Source organism: Sutterella megalosphaeroides (assembly GCF_003609995.1).
Taxonomy (GTDB): Bacteria; Pseudomonadota; Gammaproteobacteria; order Burkholderiales; family Burkholderiaceae_F; genus Sutterella; species Sutterella megalosphaeroides.
On sequence record NZ_AP018786.1, the window covers coordinates 667,325 to 683,711 of the forward strand.

The following is a 16,387-nucleotide window of genomic DNA, read 5'->3' on the forward strand; positions in this document are numbered from 1 at the left end:
GGAGAAACACTCGGAAACAACCGGGCTGAAAATCTACGTCTTACGGGTAATCCTATGGGAAGAAATCCCGTGATATGCTCTCCCTAACACTTGATTTTTACCAGGAGACCTCCATGGCCCAGTTCACGCTCCCGGCGCTTCCCTACGAACTCGATGCCCTCGCCCCGGCTCTCAGCCGCGAAACGCTCGAATACCACTACGGCAAGCACCACCAGACCTACGTCACGAACCTCAACAATCTGACGGCGGGTACGGCTTGGGAAGGCAAGTCCCTCGAAGAGATCATCCGCGGCGCCACGGGCGGCATCTTCAATAACGCCGCTCAGGTCTACAACCACACCTTCTTCTGGCACTCCATGACCCCGAACGGCGGCGGCGAACCGAAGGGTGCGCTCCTTGACGCCATCACGGCCGTCTGGGGTTCCTTCGCCGAATTCCGCAAGGCCTTCTCCGCCTCGGCCGCCGCGAACTTCGGTTCGGGCTGGACGTGGCTCGTGAAGAAGGCCGACGGCATGCTCGCCATCCTCAACACGAGCAACGCCGGCACGCCGCTTACGGAAGGCATGACCCCGATCCTCGCTCTCGACGTTTGGGAACACGCCTACTACATCGACTACCGCAACGCTCGTCCGAAGTTCATCGACGCGTACTTCGATTCGCTCGTCAACTGGACGTTCGCCGAAGAAAACTTCGCGAAGTAAGTCGACGTCGCAAAGCGACCGATTTCTTCAACGGGACGGCCCTTTCGGGGGCCGTCCCGTTGTACTTTCCGGCGGGACTTTGCTAAATTCAACGCGGCTCCGGGCGCTTCCGCCGCTCGGGCTTTTCACCCAAAGGAACACCCATGACCGACATCAACGTCGAAGATCTGTGCCGCGACATTCAGATGAAGCTTCCGGACGTGCTCTGGATGCTCGACTACACGGGCCGCTATCGCGCAGGGCGCTTCAACGAGGATTTCGCGCGCCTTGAGGACGGTCGCACGTACCTCTTCGGCGTCGTCGAAGTGCCGCTCAACTACACGGACGAAGCGTCCTTCACCTGGGGCGTGTGGGCACAGGTGTCGCCCGAAGACCACGACCGCTATCTGAACGCCTTCCAGACGGCGGAGGCCGAAGGCCTTGAAATCGAAGGGCTGCTCGCAAACGACATCCCAGGCTACGAAGGCTCCGAAGGTATCCCCGTGCTTTTGACGACGCACGCCGACCGCCGTCCCTCCGTGACGGTTCTGAAGGGCGACCTCGCCGAAGATCAGCGCGAAGGGTTGTCGCTTGACGACCACGTCGAACTCGACCGGATCCTTTTCGGCGACGACGAGGATGAAGACGACGAAGACGGGTCGGACGCGACCGACCGCTGAGGTTCGATCGCACAACGCCGATACCGAAACGACGAAGGGGCGCTCCGCGGAGCGCCCCTTCGTCTTGTGGGGCTCGTCGGCGGGTTGCGTTCAACCCGTCCGCCGAGACCGATGCGCGCTTCTCAGCGCGTGCCCGTCGAGCCGAAGCCCCCTTCGCCGCGTTCCGAGGCGTCGAACTCGTCCACGACGCGGAATTCGGGCTGCACGACCGGAACGACCATAAGCTGCGCGAGTCGCTCGAAGGGTTCGAGCGTGAAGGGTTCCGCCCCGCGGTTCCAGGTCGAAATCATGAGTTCGCCCTGGTAGTCGCTGTCGATGAGCCCGACGAGGTTTCCGAGGACGATCCCTTTCTTGTGACCGAGCCCGGAGCGCGGAAGGATGAGGGCCGCAAAGCCCGGGTTCGCGATGTGAATCGCAAGGCCCGTACGCACGAGACGCGTTTCGCCCGGGGCGATCGTCACGGGTTCGTCGAGAAGGGCGCGAAGGTCGAGGCCCGCCGAACCCGGCGTGGCGTAACGGGGAAGGTATTCGGCCATGCGGGCGTCGAGCACCTTGAGGTCGATCTGCATGTTGGTCTCCGTTGGAGAAAGGTACGAAAAAGAGAAAAAGCAACGACGCAACGCGAACGCTCACCCGAGCACGGCGGCCGCGGCCTTGACGACGGCTTCGGCGACGACGCGCTTCGGGGCGGGCCCGAAGGCTTGCGTTGCGTCCTTCGAGACGATGAGAATGCGGTTTTCCGTCCCGCCCGCGGCTTCGCGCACGTCGTTCGCGACGATGAGGCGGGCGCCTTTGCGTTCGAGCTTTTCGCGCGCATAGGCCTCAAGCGACGCGCACTCGGCGGCAAAACCCACGACCGCTTGCGGGGCAAAGGGGCTGCGGGCGACGTCCGCGAGGATGTCGGGATTCTGCACCCAACGCACGTTCCGGTAGGGGTCTTCGGGCGACGCGCCCTTTTTCCATTTGCCTTCGAATGCGTCCGCGGGACGCCAGTCCGCGACCGCCGCCACGCCGAAAAAGAGCTCGTAGGGGCGCCCTTCTGCGCGGGCCTGCCCGAGTTCGCCCATCACGGCCGCGTGCATTTCCAGGGCGGAGACGACGTCGATGCGACGAACGCCTTCGGGCGTTCGCAGTGCCGTCGGGCCCGCGACGAGCGTCACCTCGGCGCCCGCATCGCGGGCCGCACGGGCGATGTCCCACCCCTGGCGGCCCGAGGAGCGGTTTGTGATGCCGCGCACGGCGTCGAGCGCTTCGAACGTCGGGCCCGCGGTGACGAGCACGCGCCGCCCCGCGAGGACGGGCTCGGCAAAGATCCCTTCGAGCCGATCGAGAATGTCGGCGGGCTCCGTCATGCGGCCTTCCCCCTCGTCGCCGCAGGCCTGAGCGCCCGCAACGGGCCCGATGAAGCGCGCGCCCGCTTCGCGGAGAAGTTCGACGTTGCGGCGGTTGGGGGCGTTGCGCCACATGTTGACGTTCATGGCGGGAACGAACACGACCGGGCAGCGGCGCGCCGCGATCAGGGTCGAGACGAGGTCGTCGGCGATCCCGTGAGCGGCCTTGGCGAGGATGTTCGCGGTGGCGGGCGCAACGAGGAGGAGGTCCGCTCCTCGCGTGAGATCGATGTGGGGCATCGTGCCGTCGGGCGTGGGCTGCCACTCGGTCGTCGCCACGGGGTGGCCCGAAAGGGCTTCGAAGGTAAGGGGCGTTACGAATTGGGCGGCGTGCTCGGTCATCGCCACCTTGACGTCGGCGCCGAGTCGTCGCAAGCCTCGTACGACGTCGCAAATCTTGTAGAGCGCAATGCCGCCCGTGAGGGCGAGGGTGATGCGTTTGCCGTTGAGAAGACCGGAGGACATGCGTTGAAGGGCCTTGTCGGAAAGAAGAAAAAAAGGATGATCGGGCGCGCCGTCGGGGGCCCGAAGGCAGAGCCCTCATTGTGCACCACCGAGGACGCTCGGGCGCGCGCGGCGAAGGGCGAAAATGAAACGGGCCGCACCCGGCCGAAAAGGCGGTTGCGGCCCGAAAGAGCGGTATGACGAATCGGTCGGGAGCCCGCGCTCAGCGGCCTTTCGAGACGCCCTGCAGCTCGTCGAGCACGACCCCCGCGGCGCCCGCACAGATCGCGATGTCGGCCACGTTGAAAGCGGGCCAGTGCCACGCGTTCCAATAGAGGTCGATGAAGTCGATCACGTAACCGTGCACCGAGCGGTCGATGAGGTTGCCGAGCGCTCCCGCCGCGATGAGCGTGAGGGCGAGCGAAAAGAGCGTTTTGTCGGCGTGACGTCGCACGAGCACGACGACGGCAACAATCACCGCGGCGGCGAGCGCCGAGAAGAGCCACCGCTGCCAGCCGCCCGCGTCCGCAAGGAACGAAAAGGCCGCCCCCGTGTTGTGCGCGATGAGGAGGTTGAACCCCTTGAAGACCGGCAGGTAGGTCCCTGGCTCGAACGTGCGCTCGGCCCAGAGCTTCGTCAGCTGGTCGACCACAAGGACGACGAAGCCCACGACGCACCAGAGCGCGAAACGCCCGTTCTTACCGCGGGACGAGGGGCGGGAGCCCCCCGTCGATCCGACGTTTCTCGATGCCGCCATCAGGCGAAGGACCGGACTTCACCGGCGCCGAAGAGGTTCGAGACGCAACGCGGGCAAAGCGTCGGGTGTTCGGCCGAGGAGCCCACGCCCGCGACGTAGTGCCAGCAGCGCTCGCACTTCGCGGCGTCCGAAGCGCGCACGGAGACGTGCGTCGCCTCGTCGGCGCTCTTCACGAGCGTCACGGCGCTCATGATCATCACGAAGCGCAGTTCCTCGCCGAGGCTTGCGAGCGCTTCGTAATCGTCGGCGTTCGCCGCGATTTCGCCCGTCGCCTGGAGGGAAGAGCCCACCGAGCCCTTGGCGCGTTCGTCTTCGATCGCCTTTTGCATGTCGGCGCGAACGGCGCGGATGCGGGCCCACTTCGCGAGGAGCGCTTCGGCGCCTTCGACATCCGGAAGCGCTTCGAAGGTTTCCGTGAAGATCGTGCCCGATTCGTTCGGCGAGAAGATCGCAAAGGCTTCTTCGGCCGTGAAGGAAAGAATCGGAGCCATGAGGCGAAGGAGCGTCTTCGTGATGTACCAGAGGGCGGTCTGCGCGGAGCGGCGCGCTGCGCTCTTCGGAGCCGTCGTGTAGAGACGGTCCTTGAGAACGTCGAGGTAGAAGCCGCCGAGGTCGGTCGAAGCAAAGGTCTGCAGGAGGTTTACCACGTTGTGGAAGCGGTATTCCTTGTATTCCGCCGCTACTTCGTCCTGGAGCTTTGCCGTGAAGGCGATCGCCCAGCGGTCGAGTTCAAGGAGCTCTTCGACCGACACGAGATCGGTCGCGGCCGAGAAGTCCGACGTGTTCGCAAGGAGGAAGCGGAGCGTGTTGCGGATGCGGCGATAGCTTTCGACGACGCGGTTGAGAATCGTCGGCCCGAGACGCAGTTCGCCCGAATAGTCGGTCGAAGCAACCCAGAGGCGCAGGATTTCGGCGCCGAACTTTTCGGAGATTTCCTGCGGACGAACGATGTTGCCCTTCGACTTCGACATCTTTTCGCCGTTCTGGTCGACACAGAAGCCGTGCGTGAGGAGCTGCTTGTAAGGCGGACGCCCGTCGAGCATCGTTCCGATCAAAAGCGACGAGTGGAACCAACCGCGGTGCTGGTCGCTCCCTTCGAGGTAGAGGTCGACCGGGAAGGCGAGTTCCTTTTCGTGCGAGCCGCGAACGACCGTGTAGTGGGTCGAACCCGAGTCGAACCAGACGTCGAGAATGTCGGTCGTCTTCACGTAGTCGCGGGCTTCCTCGCCCAGGAAATCTTCGGCCTTCGCCTTCGCCCAGGATTCGATGCCGCCCGCTTCGACGCGCTTGGCAACCTCTTCCATGATTTCAAGGGTGCGCGGGTGGAGTTCGCCCGTGGCCTTGTGCATGAAGAAGGGCAGAGGCACGCCCCAGTTGCGCTGACGCGAGATGCACCAGTCGGGACGGTTTTCGATCATCGAGTAGAGGCGGTTGATGCCCCACTGCGGGAAGAACTTCGTCGCCTTCACGCCTTCGAGCGCGGCTTCGCGCAGGGTCTTTTCCGACGCGGGAGCGTTGAGGACGCCCGCCGTGTCTTCGTTCGGCGCGTCCATGCGCACGAACCACTGCGCGGTCGCGCGGTAGATGAGGGGCGACTTGTGGCGCCAGCAGTGCATGTAGCTGTGCACCATCTTGCCGTGCGCCATGAGATTCCCCGCCACGGTGAGCGCTTCGAGGATCTTCGGCGCGGCGGCGAAAATCTGCAGGCCGCCGAAAAGCGGCAGCGTTTCGACGAACGTGCCGTCCGCCTGCACGGGCGTGAGCACTTCGTCGTTCGTCATCCCGTAGGCTTTGCACGTATTGAAGTCGTCCACGCCGTAAGCCGGGGCGCTGTGCACGATGCCCGTACCCGACGTGGCGTCGACGTACTCGGCGAGGTTCACGGGCGAGAAGCGGCGGTAGCCTTCGTGGAGGTCCCAGAGCGGATGGCGGAAGCGCACGCCTTCGAACGTGTCGCCCTTGGCGGTCGCAAGGACCGTGCCCGTGAGGCCGTAGCGCTTCAGGCACGCTTCGACGAGGTCGGCGGCGAGGATCAGAAGACGGTCGCCCGTGTCGACGAGCGCGTACGTCAGATCCGGGTGCATGTTGAGCGCCTGGTTCGAGGGGATCGTCCAGGGGGTCGTCGTCCAGATCACGACGGCGCAGGGTTTTTCGAACGTCGTCTCGAAGGCGATTTCAACGCGGCCGCGGTCTTCGGCGGCGAGTTCGAACGCGACGTCGATCATCGGGGACTCGCGGTCCTTGTATTCGACTTCGGCTTCGGCAAGGGCGCTCTGGCAGTCGAAGCACCAGTTGACGGGCTTCAGGCCGCGGTAGACGTAACCCTTTTCCATGATCTTCGCGAGCGCGCGGATTTCCTGCGCTTCCGTCTTGAAGTTCATGGTGCGGTAGGGGTTGCCCCAGTCGCCGAGAATGCCGAGACGCTTGAAGTCTTTGAGCTGGAGCTCGGACTGCTCCATGGCGTAGGCGCGCGCGAGGCTCTGCATTTCGTCGACGGGGAGGTTCTTCCCGTGGAGCTTTTCGATCTGCACTTCGATCGGCATGCCGTGGCAATCCCAGCCGGGCACGTAGGGCGCCTGGAAGCCTTCGAGGGTCTTTTCCTTGAGGATCATGTCCTTCAGGATCTTGTTGACGGCGTGACCGAGATGGATCGCACCGTTCGCATAGGGAGGACCGTCGTGAAGGATGAACTTCTTCGCGTCGCGACGCGCGTCGATGATGCGCTCGTAGATCTTCTTTTCTTCCCAGGCGCGGATCCATTCGGGTTCGCGCTTCGGGAGGTTGCCGCGCATCGGGAAGGGCGTATCGGGAAGATTGAGCGGATACTTCTTTTCGGCCTCATCGGCCTTGGGCTTTGCCATGTTGATTACTCCTGGCCCCCTCGGGCTCTTCAGGCGGGGTCCGTGACCCCGGGTTCAAAGTGGCGGGAATGCTCTGCGTCAGAGCATTCCCGAGTCGACGCCCGCCTCGGGGGAGGGGGCGCAGCCGAGAACGAGACGCGCGCGGCGCGCGTCCTCGGCGATGGCGGCCTTGAGTTCTTCAAGGCCCGAAAACTTTTTCTCGTCGCGCAACTTCTCGACGAAGTTGACGCGAACGATTCGTCCGTAGGCGTCGCCCTGCCAGTCGAAGACGTGGGTCTCCAAAAGCCAGCGGCGCTCGTTCGTGACGGTGGGCTTCACGCCGATCGAGGCGACGCCCTTTTGCGTGGCGTGTCCGAGCCCGTCGATCGTCACGGCATAGACCCCCTTCAAGGCGGGTTCGGCGCGGCTTCCCGGAGGAATCGGCGCCATGTTGAGGGTCGGCACGCCGATCGTGCGACCGAGCTCGGCCCCGTGAATGACGCGGCCCGTCATCGAGTAGCGGCGCCCGAGCATGAGGGACGCTTCGTAGAGATCCCCCTCTTCAAGCGCTTCGCGGATGCGCGACGAGGAAACGCGCGCGTTCGTGTGAAAGAGCGTGGGCGCAACCACCGTCTCAAAGCGGAGCTCGCGCCCCATGGCTTCGAGGAGCGCGACGTTCCCCGCGCGGTCGCTTCCGAAGCGGAAGTCTTCCCCGACCGTCACCCAGCAGGTGTCGATCCCCTCGACAAGCACGTCGCGAACGAAGTCTTGGGCGCTCAAGGACGCCATGCGCTTGTTGAAGGGGAGAAGGTAGATGCGTTGGATCCCCGCATCGAGGATCGCTTCCACCTTGTCGCGCAGGGTGGAGAGGCGTTCGACGCGGGCGCTGCCGACCAATTCCTTCGGGTGCGGCTCGAACGTGACGACGGAGGGCACCAGACCGCGGTCGTTCGCGGCCTGAACGACGCTCTCAAGCAGCGCGCGGTGCCCCGTGTGAACTCCGTCGAAATTGCCGATGGCAATCGCCGAAGGGCGTTTCAGAAGGGGGTGGGGCGTTCCTCGAAAGACGTGCATGCTGATAGGAAGAAAAAATAAAAAAGTCGATCGGACGATTATGGCACGAGAGCGGGCTTTCTACGCTCGTTCGGCGCCTCCGCGGTGCGCCTCGGGGACTGTTTTCGCGGGGTTTAGCCCCGCACGCACGCGAACTACGGTGTTCGCGGTAGGTGAAAAAGGCGCAAAGAAGCGGGAACCAACGGGATGCGTCGGGGAAGAAGGGGCCGCGGCACGCGCTTTCACGCCCTTCCCGCGCCGTATTTTCAAGGCGTGCGCACGGGGCTTTGCGGGCGGGATCGGCTACAATCCCGAGCAACCCGGCCGGCTCGCGTCCGCTTTCGTTTTCAAAAAGCGGACAGTCGGCTCTTTGCGTTGGTTTCGGAGCTTCACACCCGAGACGGCGCCCGGGACCGGGACGGCATCCCGCGCTCCCGCATCTCCCTCACTCCCTACCTACCTACCTACCAGTCGGATCACACCATGAAGAAGATCGTCGTCCTCATCTCCGGACGCGGAAGCAATTTCGAGGCGATTCTGCGCGTTTCGCGCGAAGAGGCCTGGGCCGAAACGTGCGACGCCCGCATCGCAGCCGTCATTTCGAATCGACCCGAAGCGGCGGGCCTTGAAATCGCCCGCAACGCGGGGATCGACGCCGTGGCGCTCGACCACAAGGCCTATCCCTCGCGCGAAGCGTTCGAAGAGGCGCTCGCCGAAGTCGTCGACCGGTACGAACCCGCCGCGATCGTTCTCGCGGGCTTCATGCGCGTTCTTACCGAAGGGTTCGTGTCGCGCTACGAAGGGCGGATTCTCAACATCCACCCGGCGCTGCTGCCCCTTTTTCCGGGGCTTCACACCCACGAACGCGCGCTCGAAGCGGGTTGCCGCGTCCACGGCTCGACCGTGCACTTCGTGAGCGCCGTTTTGGACGGCGGCGCCATCATCGGCCAGGCGGTCGTGCCGGTTCTGCCCTCGGACGACGCCGACCGACTCGCCGCGCGCGGTCTCGTTCTCGAACACCGGCTTTATCCGAAGTGCGTTCGCGCGCTCGTCGAAGGGCGCGTGCGCTTGGAGAACGGCCGCACGGTGATGGACGACGAAACGGCCCGCAGCCTCGTGCTCTTCGGCTGATTCCATTTCCACAGCAACAGAGATTTTTTCCATGGCTCAGAACACTCCCCCGAAGCGTCGCGCGTTTCAGATGCAGAAGACCCGCAGCGCCCGAACCGAAGACAAACGCACCGACCGCCAGCGCGCGGCCGATCGTCGTCGCCACGAAGAACGCGCCCGCGAAGGCTTCGTTCGTCGTTCGGGCCCGAAGACGCCCGAAAAGCGCATGGCGCCCCTTGAGCCCGGGCGCGTTCGCATCACGAACCTGATCGTCGACGAACTCACCCGCGCGCTCGGCGTCATCCTCAAGTTGGACGGCCCCGCGGACGTCCTCATGAAGCTCTTTTTCCGCAGCAACCCGAAGCTCGGCATGCGCGACCGCGGCCTCATCGCCGAAGGGATCTACTACGCGCTTCGCCACTACGCGTCGTTGCGCTTTGCGATGCGTCCCGTGCATCCCGACCGCGCTCCGCGCCTTGCGGCGCTCGCGACGCTCGCGCGTCAGCACGGGCTCGATGCGATTTCGCCCTCGGCGATCGGCCCTGAAGCGGGTCCCTTGGAAAACGTGCTCAAGGTGAACCTTGAGAAGGCTCCCGCGCACGTGCGCGCCGAACTCCCGCAGTGGCTCTACGACCTCATCGAAGCGCAGTACGAGGACTCGGCCGCGCTCTACCCCTCCATGCAGGAAGGGGCGCCTTTGGACCTGCGCGTGAACCTTCTCAAGGCGTCGCGCGACGAAATCCTCGAAGAACTTCGCGCGAATGGCGTCGAAGCCTACGCGACCCCCTTCAGCCCCGACGGTCTGCGTCTCCCGACGAAGCCCGGTCTTACGCAGTGGGCGGTCTATAAGGAAGGCAAGGTCGACGTGCAGGACGAAGGGAGCCAGTTGATTGCGCGCCTTCTCACGCCGCGTCGCCGCGAAATGGTGTGCGACTTCTGCGCGGGTGCGGGCGGGAAGACCCTTGCGCTCGGCGCGCTCATGCGCTCGACCGGAAGTCTGTACGCGTTCGACGTCAACGAAAAGCGCCTCGCGGGTCTGACGCCCCGCATGCGCCGCGCGGGCCTCTCGAACGTGCACCCGATTGCCATTCGCGGCGAAGACGACCAGCGCGTGCGGCGCCTGAACGGCAAGTTCGACCGCGTGCTGATCGACGCCCCCTGCACGGGGACGGGCACGTTCCGTCGCAACCCCGACCTCAAGTGGCGCCTCTCGCCCTCGGAACTCGAGCGCATCAATGCGATCCAGAAGAGCGTGCTCGAACACGCGAGCCGCCTCGTGAAGGCGGGCGGTCGTCTCGTCTATGCGACTTGCTCCGTCTTGAAGCGCGAAAACCAGGACGTCGTCGAAGCGTTCCTCGCCGCGCATCCCGAGTGGCGTCTCGTTCCCGCGAAGGAAGTCTTCGCGCAGCAGGGGATCGTCTTCCCCGAAGCGCAGTGGGAACGTTTCGGCTCCTACTTCCAGATGCTTCCTCACGTCAACAACACGGACGGGTTCTTCGCCGCGGTGCTCGAACGCTCGGCGCCCGCGAAGCGCGAAAAGCCGGCGAAGTTCGAACGTGCGACCGAAAGCGAAGCGGCCGAACCGGCTGAAAAGGCTGAGGCGGTAGAAGTCGCGCAGGCTCCGGAAACGGTTGAGCCCGCTGAAGCGGTTGAAAAGACCGAGGCCGCCGAAGCGCCCGTCGAGGCCGAGAAGGTCGAAGTCGCCGAAAAGCCCGCCAAGACCCGCAAGACCGCCGCCAAGACGACGAAGTCGACGAAGACGGCCAAGATCGCCAAGACCTCGAAGAAGAAGTCCGAAGCGAAGGTCGAAGAAGAAGCGGCAGCCGAATCGAGCGCCGCCGAAGCCGAAAAGGCCTGAGTCGCTTCGTGATAGTCTTGTGATCGTTTCTCCGCCCGCCCGGGCGGGGATGCCTTTAAAGCAAAGTCGCCCGTCGGAGTGTTCGATCCGACGGGCGGTTTCTTTTGCGGGGTGTGCTCGGCTCTTGGTGAGTTCGTCGACCGGCCGAACCCGGTCTTCGGACCGAATGGGCAGGTCGCGTCGGCCCCAGGTCTTCTGCACGAAGTTGGCGATGGATCGAGCAATTTGGCCGAGTCGACCGGCTTTTGCAAAAAGTCTTTGGTCCCTTCCTTCAGGACGGGGATGGCCGTGTCGATGTCGCCGTGCCCGGTCAGAAAGATGATCGGCAGCGGATAGCGCCGCGCCTTGAGGCGGGCTTGCAGTTCGATGCCCGAAATCCCGGGCATGCGCACGTCAAGAATGAGGCAACCCGGACGCGACGGGTCGTCGTGCTCGAGAAAGTCCAGGGCGCTGCATTTTGCTCTCGAAGCTCGTCGCATCCCGACCTTCGTCGAGTAAAACCATTTCCTGCGAGGTGAGCTGGGCTTCGTCGAACGCCGGGAAGCGCGCTGCCCGGGTATCGCACGAGGGCTTGCCTTAACAAGGGACGTGTTGATGAAAACAAAGGAAAATTCGGATACCGTTGCGCCTCTCGATTCCCTGCGCCGGACGGAGAAGGCGTGCGAAAAAAAACGCCGACCGCGTCTCGCGATGCGGCGGCGTTCGGGGAGTCGTGCGGTCGGAGCTTGGTGAACCGACGCCCGTTCTCAGCCTTCGTGAATGGCGCATTCGACGGGCTTCGCGCCGAGGATGTCGGTGAGCACCTTCGGGTCGATCCCGACTTGATAGCCGCGGCGACCGCCGTTGATGAAAATGAGCGGCAGATCGAGGATCGTCTTTTCCACATAGACGGGCATCTGCTTGCGGGTCCCGAAGGGGCTCGTGCCGCCCACCATGTAGCCCGAATTGCGCTGCGCTTGTTCGGGCTTGCAGGGGGCGATCGACTTCACGCCGATCTGACGGGCGAGATTTTTCGTCGACACTTCGCAGTCCCCGTGCATGAGGATGATGAGCGGGTGCGCTTTTTCGTCTTCCATCACGAGCGTTTTGACGACCTGGTGATGCTCGAGTCTGCAGGCGCTTGCGGCAAGCGCCGTACCCCCGTGCTCGACGTATTCGTAGCTGCGCTCCTCGAAGGAAACGCCGTGTTGCTTGAGCCACTGCGTGGCGGGCGTGAGGCTCTGATGACGGACTTTCGACATGACGGGGGTCCTTTGCGAACGAAAAGAAGAATCTTAGCGCGCCGCGTCCGCATCGGCGAGGTCGCACTCGCGCAGGCCCTTCGGGAGCGGGAAGGCGACGTTTTCTTCGACGCCGGGGAGCGTGCGGACGTCGTCGGCGCCGACGTGCGTTTTGAGCCACTCGAGAACGCCCTGAACGAGCGACTCGGGAGCGGAGGCGCCCGCCGTGACGCCCACGCGCTCGACCCCTTCGAACCAGGTCGGGTCGACGTGCTCGGCCGTGTCGACGAGGTAGGCGCGCGTCCCCTGACGTTCGGCGACTTCGCGAAGACGGTTCGAGTTCGAGCTCGTGGCGGAGCCGATCACGAGCACGAGGTCCACGCCCGCCTGCGCGAGGTGCTTCACCGCTTCCTGGCGGTTCTGCGTCGCGTAGCAGATGTCCTGACGTTTCGGTTCGTGAATGTCGGGGAAGCGCGTCTTGAGGGCGCGAATCACTTCTTCGCTGTCGTCGGCGCTGATCGTCGTTTGCGTGACGTACGCAAGCGGATCTTCGGGGCCGTAGGGAAGGCGCGCGACGTCTTCGGAGCGCTCGATGAGAACGATCCCGTCCTTCACCTGACCCATCGTCCCTTCGACCTCGGGGTGACCGGCGTGACCGATCATGAGAATGGTCTTGCCTTCGGCGCGCATGCGACCGACTTCCTTGTGCACCTTGGTGACGAGCGGGCAGGTCGCGTCGAAAACACGCAGACCGCGCTCTTCGGCTTCGCGCACGACGGAAAGCGGAACGCCGTGGGCGGAAAACACGACCGTGGCGCCGACGGGCACGTCCGCGAGGTCGTCGACGAAAACGGCGCCGCGGGCGCGGAGATTTTCGACGACCGTGCGATTGTGGACGATTTCGTGACGCACGTAGATCGGAGCGCCGTAGATGTGCAACGCGCGTTCGACGATGGCGATCGCACGGGTGACGCCCGCGCAAAAGCCGCGGGGTTGGGCGAGAAGAACCTGCATGGTGGGGCCTGGTAGAAGTCGTTGGAGGGAAGCGGCGGGGCCGCTCGTCCTGAAAATTCTTCTCAAGAATAAAGAAATTCGGGGTTTTGCGCACACGACCCCGACAAAACGGGTACAATGCGCCCCACGTCAAATTTTCCGTGTCTCCGGGCGCCCTGTTCTGACACTATGGGGGGCCAGGCTTTGGTGTCGGTTGAAAAACCGAGACCTTGGTGGCGACACTTTGTAACCTTGACGTATAATCTCATTCTTTCTGCGCTCGCGTGGCCCGTCGGGGCTCTGCGAGATGAATTTTTTTAAGAACTGGAGTTAGAGATGGCACGAGTGTGTCAAGTCACCGGTAAGGCGCCGATGGTCGGCCATCACGTCTCGCACGCGAACAACAAGACCAAGCGCCGCTTCATGCCCAATCTGCAGTACCGCCGTTTCTGGGTTGAAAGCGAAAACCGTTGGGTCCGTCTGCGTTTGACGACGGCCGGCCTTCGTACGGTCGATAAGATTGGTATCGACGCTGTTCTCGCGGATCTTCGCGCCCGCGGCGAAATCTAAGTAAAGGAGTTTCACCATGGCGAAAGGCGCTCGCGAAAAGATCAAGCTCGAATCGACGGCTGGTACCGGCCACTTCTACACCACCACGAAGAACAAGAAGACTTCCACCGGCAAGATGGAAATCTCGAAGTTCGACCCGGTGGCTCGTAAGCACGTGGTCTACAAGGAAACGAAGCTCAAGTAATCTGAGTTTCCGAAATGTTTCCGGCGAAAACGCTCGGCAGAATATGTCAGCCGGGCGTTTTGCTTTTTCCGAGGGTTGATGTCACATCGACCCGACGGAGCGGCAAAGTCCCGCATCTCGTTGCCCGAGAGCGGGACTTTGTTTTTGCACGAATCCGAAAAAACGCCCGAGGGTTGCGAACCTTCGGGCGTTTGACGAGGCGTTTGACGGGAGTGTCGGCGGCGACCTCAGAGGGTTTCAAGCGGCCAGCGGGGGCGCACCTTGAAGCCCGTTTGACGACGGAGCGCCTCGCGCTCTTCGGGCGTCATCGCTTCGTAGCGCGCGAGACCCGCGGCGGCGATCATCGCGCCGTTGTCGGTGCAAAGGCGCATGGGCGGATAGAAGATTTCGCCCTTGCGGCGGCGCACTTCGTCGGTAAGACGCGCGCGGAGTTGCTTGTTGGCGGAAACGCCCCCCGCGACGACGACGCGCTTGAGTTTCGTCTGGCGCATGGCGCGAACGAGTTTCGCCGCAAGCACGTCGACCACCGCGTCGACGAAGCCGCGTGCGAGGTTCGCTCGCCAGGTTTCGTCCGAGGTGTCTTCGGCCGCATGGACGGCGGTGAGAACCGACGTTTTGAGGCCCGAGAAACTCATGTTGAGGTTCGGGGCGTGAATCATGGGGCGCGCGAGTTCAATGGCGCCCGAGGTGCCTTTTTCCGCAAGCGCCGATACGGCGGGGCCGCCCGGGTACGGAAGGCCGAGCAGCTGCGCCGTCTTGTCGAAGGCTTCGCCCGCGGCGTCGTCGAGCGTTTCGCCGAGGAGTTCGTAGTGCCCGAAGCGCTCCACCTTTAGAATCTGCGTGTGCCCGCCCGAGACGAGCACGGCAAGGAAGGGGAATTCGGGTGCGGGGTCCGAAAGGCGCGCCGCAAGGAGGTGCCCTTCGAGGTGGTGCACGCCGAGAACGGGAATCTCAAGCGCCCAGCCGATCGCGTGCGCGACGGCGTTCCCGACAAGCAAGGCCCCTGCGAGCCCCGGACCTTCGGTGACGGCCACGGCGTCGATGTCGGCGCGGGTCTTCCCGGCCTTTTGAAGTACGTCGTCGACGAGCGCCACGGCGCGACGGATGTGGTCGCGGCTCGCGAGCTCGGGTACCACGCCGCCGTAGGCGCGGTGCATGTCGATCTGGGTGTGCAGAGCGTCGGCGAGAAGACCGTCTCTGTCGGAAATGAGTGCAGCTCCCGTCTCGTCGCAGGAGGATTCGATACCAAGTACGAGCATAGTGCGGAAATTTTACTGGTTCGGACTTCGGGACGTTGCTTCCTCGAAGGTTTTTTCCTCGGCGGTGTTTTCGGCACTCGGAAGGGGAAAAGGCGAAAACCGCGTGCAGCTTTCGCGCCGAAGGACGAAAAAAATCGGCTCCGCGCGTTGTAGCCACAGGAAAAATATGCCAAAATGCGCCCTTCGTTCTCCGTCCCATCTTGCCCCGGAACCAGATGAGACGGTTCACCAGTCATTTCCGGGTCATCACAACTAGGTGTCTGATGCCTACTATCCGCGTTAAAGAAAACGAACCGTTTGAAGTTGCTCTTCGTCGCTTCAAGCGCACCATCGAAAAGTCCGGCCTCCTCACGGAACTCCGTGCCCGCGAATTCTACGAAAAGCCCACCGCCGAACGTAAGCGCAAGAAGGCTGCCGCGATCAAGCGCCACTACAAGCGCCTTCGCAGCATGATGCTCCCCAAGAAGCTCTACTAATCTTGTAGAACGCTTCGGGCGCTGCGCTCTCGGAGTGCGACGCCGGGTGCACGGTCCCCCTTCTGCGGGGACAACCCGACCGCGTGCGCAACTCTTCGGAGTCGGTCGTACGCAGAACGAATCCTCCCGCGTCGACGGGAATTTCCTCACGAAGGATGGTGATGATTAAGGACAGAATCCGCGAAGATATGAAGGCCGCCATGCGCTCGCATGATGCTGCGCGTCTGAGCACGATTCGTTTGCTCCTTGCCGCAATCAAGCAGCGTGAGATCGACGAACAGATCGAATCGACGGACGACGACATCCTGGCCGTAATCGCCAAGATGGTCAAACAGCGCCGCGACTCGGTCGAACAGTACCGCGCCGGCGGTCGCGACGACCTGGCTCAGAACGAGCAGGCCGAAATCGATGTGCTTCAGGCTTATCTGCCTCAGGCGCTCACGGACGATGAAATCGCCGCGATCATCGATGAAGCGACGGCCGCGGTCGGCCTTACCGGCATGGCTGCCATGGGCAAAGTCATGGCCCTGGTGAAGCCCCGTGTGAACGGCCGCGCGGACCTCGGCAAAGTTTCCGCTCTCATCAAGGCGCGCCTTACGGCCTGAGCCCCGAGAGCCGAAGACCGGACTGTTCGGTACTCGACCGAGTGCCTCGACCTCATGTCTTCCTGGTTTCGCCCGAAGAGAAATCTTCGGGCGAAAACTTTTTCGGGGTCCCGAAAATCCGTCGGACCCCGTCGCCTCGCCTCCGAAATCCTTCCGACCTATCCGAATGCTTCCGGAAATCCTGCCCGGAAGTTCTTCCGCACGACGTGCGCGCCGTGCGAAAAGCGCCGTTTTGCAAAAGCGGGGCTCCTGCAAAAGGCACGAAAT

16 protein-coding genes and 1 pseudogene are annotated in these 16,387 nt (G+C 63.5%); 8 read left to right on the top strand and 9 right to left on the bottom strand.

All coding sequences use genetic code 11. The features are described 5' to 3' along the window. Nucleotides 1–113 precede the first annotated feature (113 nt). Together S6FBBBH3_RS03080 and S6FBBBH3_RS03085 are read left to right on the top strand one after the other, a co-directional pair. Nucleotides 114–701 (top strand): superoxide dismutase, encoded by a 588-nt coding sequence (locus S6FBBBH3_RS03080; RefSeq protein ID WP_120176363.1) that lies wholly within the window; start codon nucleotides 114–116, stop codon nucleotides 699–701. Between the two features lie 143 nt (nucleotides 702–844). Then, nucleotides 845–1,360 carry a DUF2199 domain-containing protein gene (locus tag S6FBBBH3_RS03085; protein ID WP_120176364.1) on the top strand — a complete coding sequence of 172 codons (516 nt, stop codon included), beginning with the start codon at nucleotides 845–847 and terminating at the stop codon, nucleotides 1,358–1,360. Between the two features lie 122 nt (nucleotides 1,361–1,482). Here S6FBBBH3_RS03085 and dut read toward each other — a convergent pair whose 3' ends face one another. The 5 genes from dut to S6FBBBH3_RS03110 all read right to left on the bottom strand — a co-directional run bounded on the left by dut (nucleotide 1,483) and on the right by S6FBBBH3_RS03110 (nucleotide 7,866). Then, nucleotides 1,483–1,929, bottom strand: a complete 447-nt coding sequence (dut, locus tag S6FBBBH3_RS03090; RefSeq protein WP_120176365.1) for a dUTP diphosphatase — start codon at nucleotides 1,927–1,929, stop codon at nucleotides 1,483–1,485. Nucleotides 1,930–1,989: 60 nt separating this feature from the next. Continuing rightward, nucleotides 1,990–3,216 (bottom strand): bifunctional phosphopantothenoylcysteine decarboxylase/phosphopantothenate--cysteine ligase CoaBC, encoded by a 1,227-nt coding sequence (gene coaBC, locus S6FBBBH3_RS03095; RefSeq protein ID WP_120176366.1) that lies wholly within the window; start codon nucleotides 3,214–3,216, stop codon nucleotides 1,990–1,992. Between the two features lie 202 nt (nucleotides 3,217–3,418). Then, nucleotides 3,419–3,952, bottom strand: a complete 534-nt coding sequence (gene lspA / locus S6FBBBH3_RS03100) for a signal peptidase II (RefSeq protein ID WP_120176367.1) — start codon at nucleotides 3,950–3,952, stop codon at nucleotides 3,419–3,421. Further along, on the bottom strand, nucleotides 3,952–6,813 hold the full coding sequence (ileS, locus tag S6FBBBH3_RS03105) for an isoleucine--tRNA ligase (RefSeq protein ID WP_120176368.1): 2,862 nt from the start codon (nucleotides 6,811–6,813) through the stop codon (nucleotides 3,952–3,954). Before ileS ends, lspA begins: the two co-directional genes overlap by 1 nt. A gap of 78 nt (nucleotides 6,814–6,891) precedes the next feature. Next, nucleotides 6,892–7,866: a bifunctional riboflavin kinase/FAD synthetase gene (locus S6FBBBH3_RS03110; RefSeq protein WP_120176369.1), complete on the bottom strand. Its 975-nt coding sequence runs from the start codon at nucleotides 7,864–7,866 to the stop codon at nucleotides 6,892–6,894. A gap of 462 nt (nucleotides 7,867–8,328) precedes the next feature. On the opposite strand from S6FBBBH3_RS03110, the gene purN reads away from it, so the two are divergent. Then, nucleotides 8,329–8,976: a phosphoribosylglycinamide formyltransferase gene (purN, locus tag S6FBBBH3_RS03115; protein WP_120176370.1), complete on the top strand. Its 648-nt coding sequence runs from the start codon at nucleotides 8,329–8,331 to the stop codon at nucleotides 8,974–8,976. A gap of 31 nt (nucleotides 8,977–9,007) precedes the next feature. Further along, the gene (locus S6FBBBH3_RS03120; RefSeq protein ID WP_232008820.1) at nucleotides 9,008–10,813 is read left to right on the top strand and encodes an RsmB/NOP family class I SAM-dependent RNA methyltransferase; all 1,806 of its coding nucleotides are present in this window, start codon (nucleotides 9,008–9,010) and stop codon (nucleotides 10,811–10,813) included. A gap of 230 nt (nucleotides 10,814–11,043) precedes the next feature. Here the strand turns inward: S6FBBBH3_RS03120 and S6FBBBH3_RS11390 are convergent. The 3 genes and pseudogenes from S6FBBBH3_RS11390 to ispH form a co-directional block, all read right to left on the bottom strand. Further along, nucleotides 11,044–11,292 (bottom strand): annotated as a pseudogene (locus S6FBBBH3_RS11390) (response regulator transcription factor); the annotation flags it as partial. Between the two features lie 267 nt (nucleotides 11,293–11,559). Then, a complete protein-coding gene (locus S6FBBBH3_RS03130; protein ID WP_120176371.1) occupies nucleotides 11,560–12,054 on the bottom strand; it encodes an aminoacyl-tRNA deacylase in 495 nt (164 codons plus the stop codon). Between the two features lie 33 nt (nucleotides 12,055–12,087). Then, on the bottom strand, nucleotides 12,088–13,047 hold the full coding sequence (gene ispH, locus S6FBBBH3_RS03135; protein ID WP_120176372.1) for a 4-hydroxy-3-methylbut-2-enyl diphosphate reductase: 960 nt from the start codon (nucleotides 13,045–13,047) through the stop codon (nucleotides 12,088–12,090). A gap of 315 nt (nucleotides 13,048–13,362) precedes the next feature. On the opposite strand from ispH, the gene rpmB reads away from it, so the two are divergent. Together rpmB and rpmG are read left to right on the top strand one after the other, a co-directional pair. Next, a complete protein-coding gene (gene rpmB, locus S6FBBBH3_RS03140) occupies nucleotides 13,363–13,596 on the top strand; it encodes a 50S ribosomal protein L28 (RefSeq protein ID WP_005435646.1) in 234 nt (77 codons plus the stop codon). Between the two features lie 16 nt (nucleotides 13,597–13,612). Continuing rightward, nucleotides 13,613–13,780: a 50S ribosomal protein L33 gene (gene rpmG, locus S6FBBBH3_RS03145; protein ID WP_120176373.1), complete on the top strand. Its 168-nt coding sequence runs from the start codon at nucleotides 13,613–13,615 to the stop codon at nucleotides 13,778–13,780. Between the two features lie 227 nt (nucleotides 13,781–14,007). On the opposite strand, the gene tsaD is transcribed toward rpmG, so the two are convergent. Further along, the gene (gene tsaD / locus S6FBBBH3_RS03150) at nucleotides 14,008–15,039 is read right to left on the bottom strand and encodes a tRNA (adenosine(37)-N6)-threonylcarbamoyltransferase complex transferase subunit TsaD (protein WP_120176374.1); all 1,032 of its coding nucleotides are present in this window, start codon (nucleotides 15,037–15,039) and stop codon (nucleotides 14,008–14,010) included. Nucleotides 15,040–15,302: 263 nt separating this feature from the next. On the opposite strand from tsaD, the gene rpsU reads away from it, so the two are divergent. Together rpsU and S6FBBBH3_RS03160 are read left to right on the top strand one after the other, a co-directional pair. Next, complete coding sequence (rpsU, locus tag S6FBBBH3_RS03155) at nucleotides 15,303–15,515, top strand: 30S ribosomal protein S21 (RefSeq protein ID WP_008811706.1); 213 nt, start codon at nucleotides 15,303–15,305, stop codon at nucleotides 15,513–15,515. Nucleotides 15,516–15,670: 155 nt separating this feature from the next. After that, entirely contained in the window at nucleotides 15,671–16,120 is a 450-nt protein-coding gene (locus S6FBBBH3_RS03160) for a GatB/YqeY domain-containing protein (protein WP_120176375.1), read from the top strand. Nucleotides 16,121–16,387 lie beyond the last annotated feature (267 nt).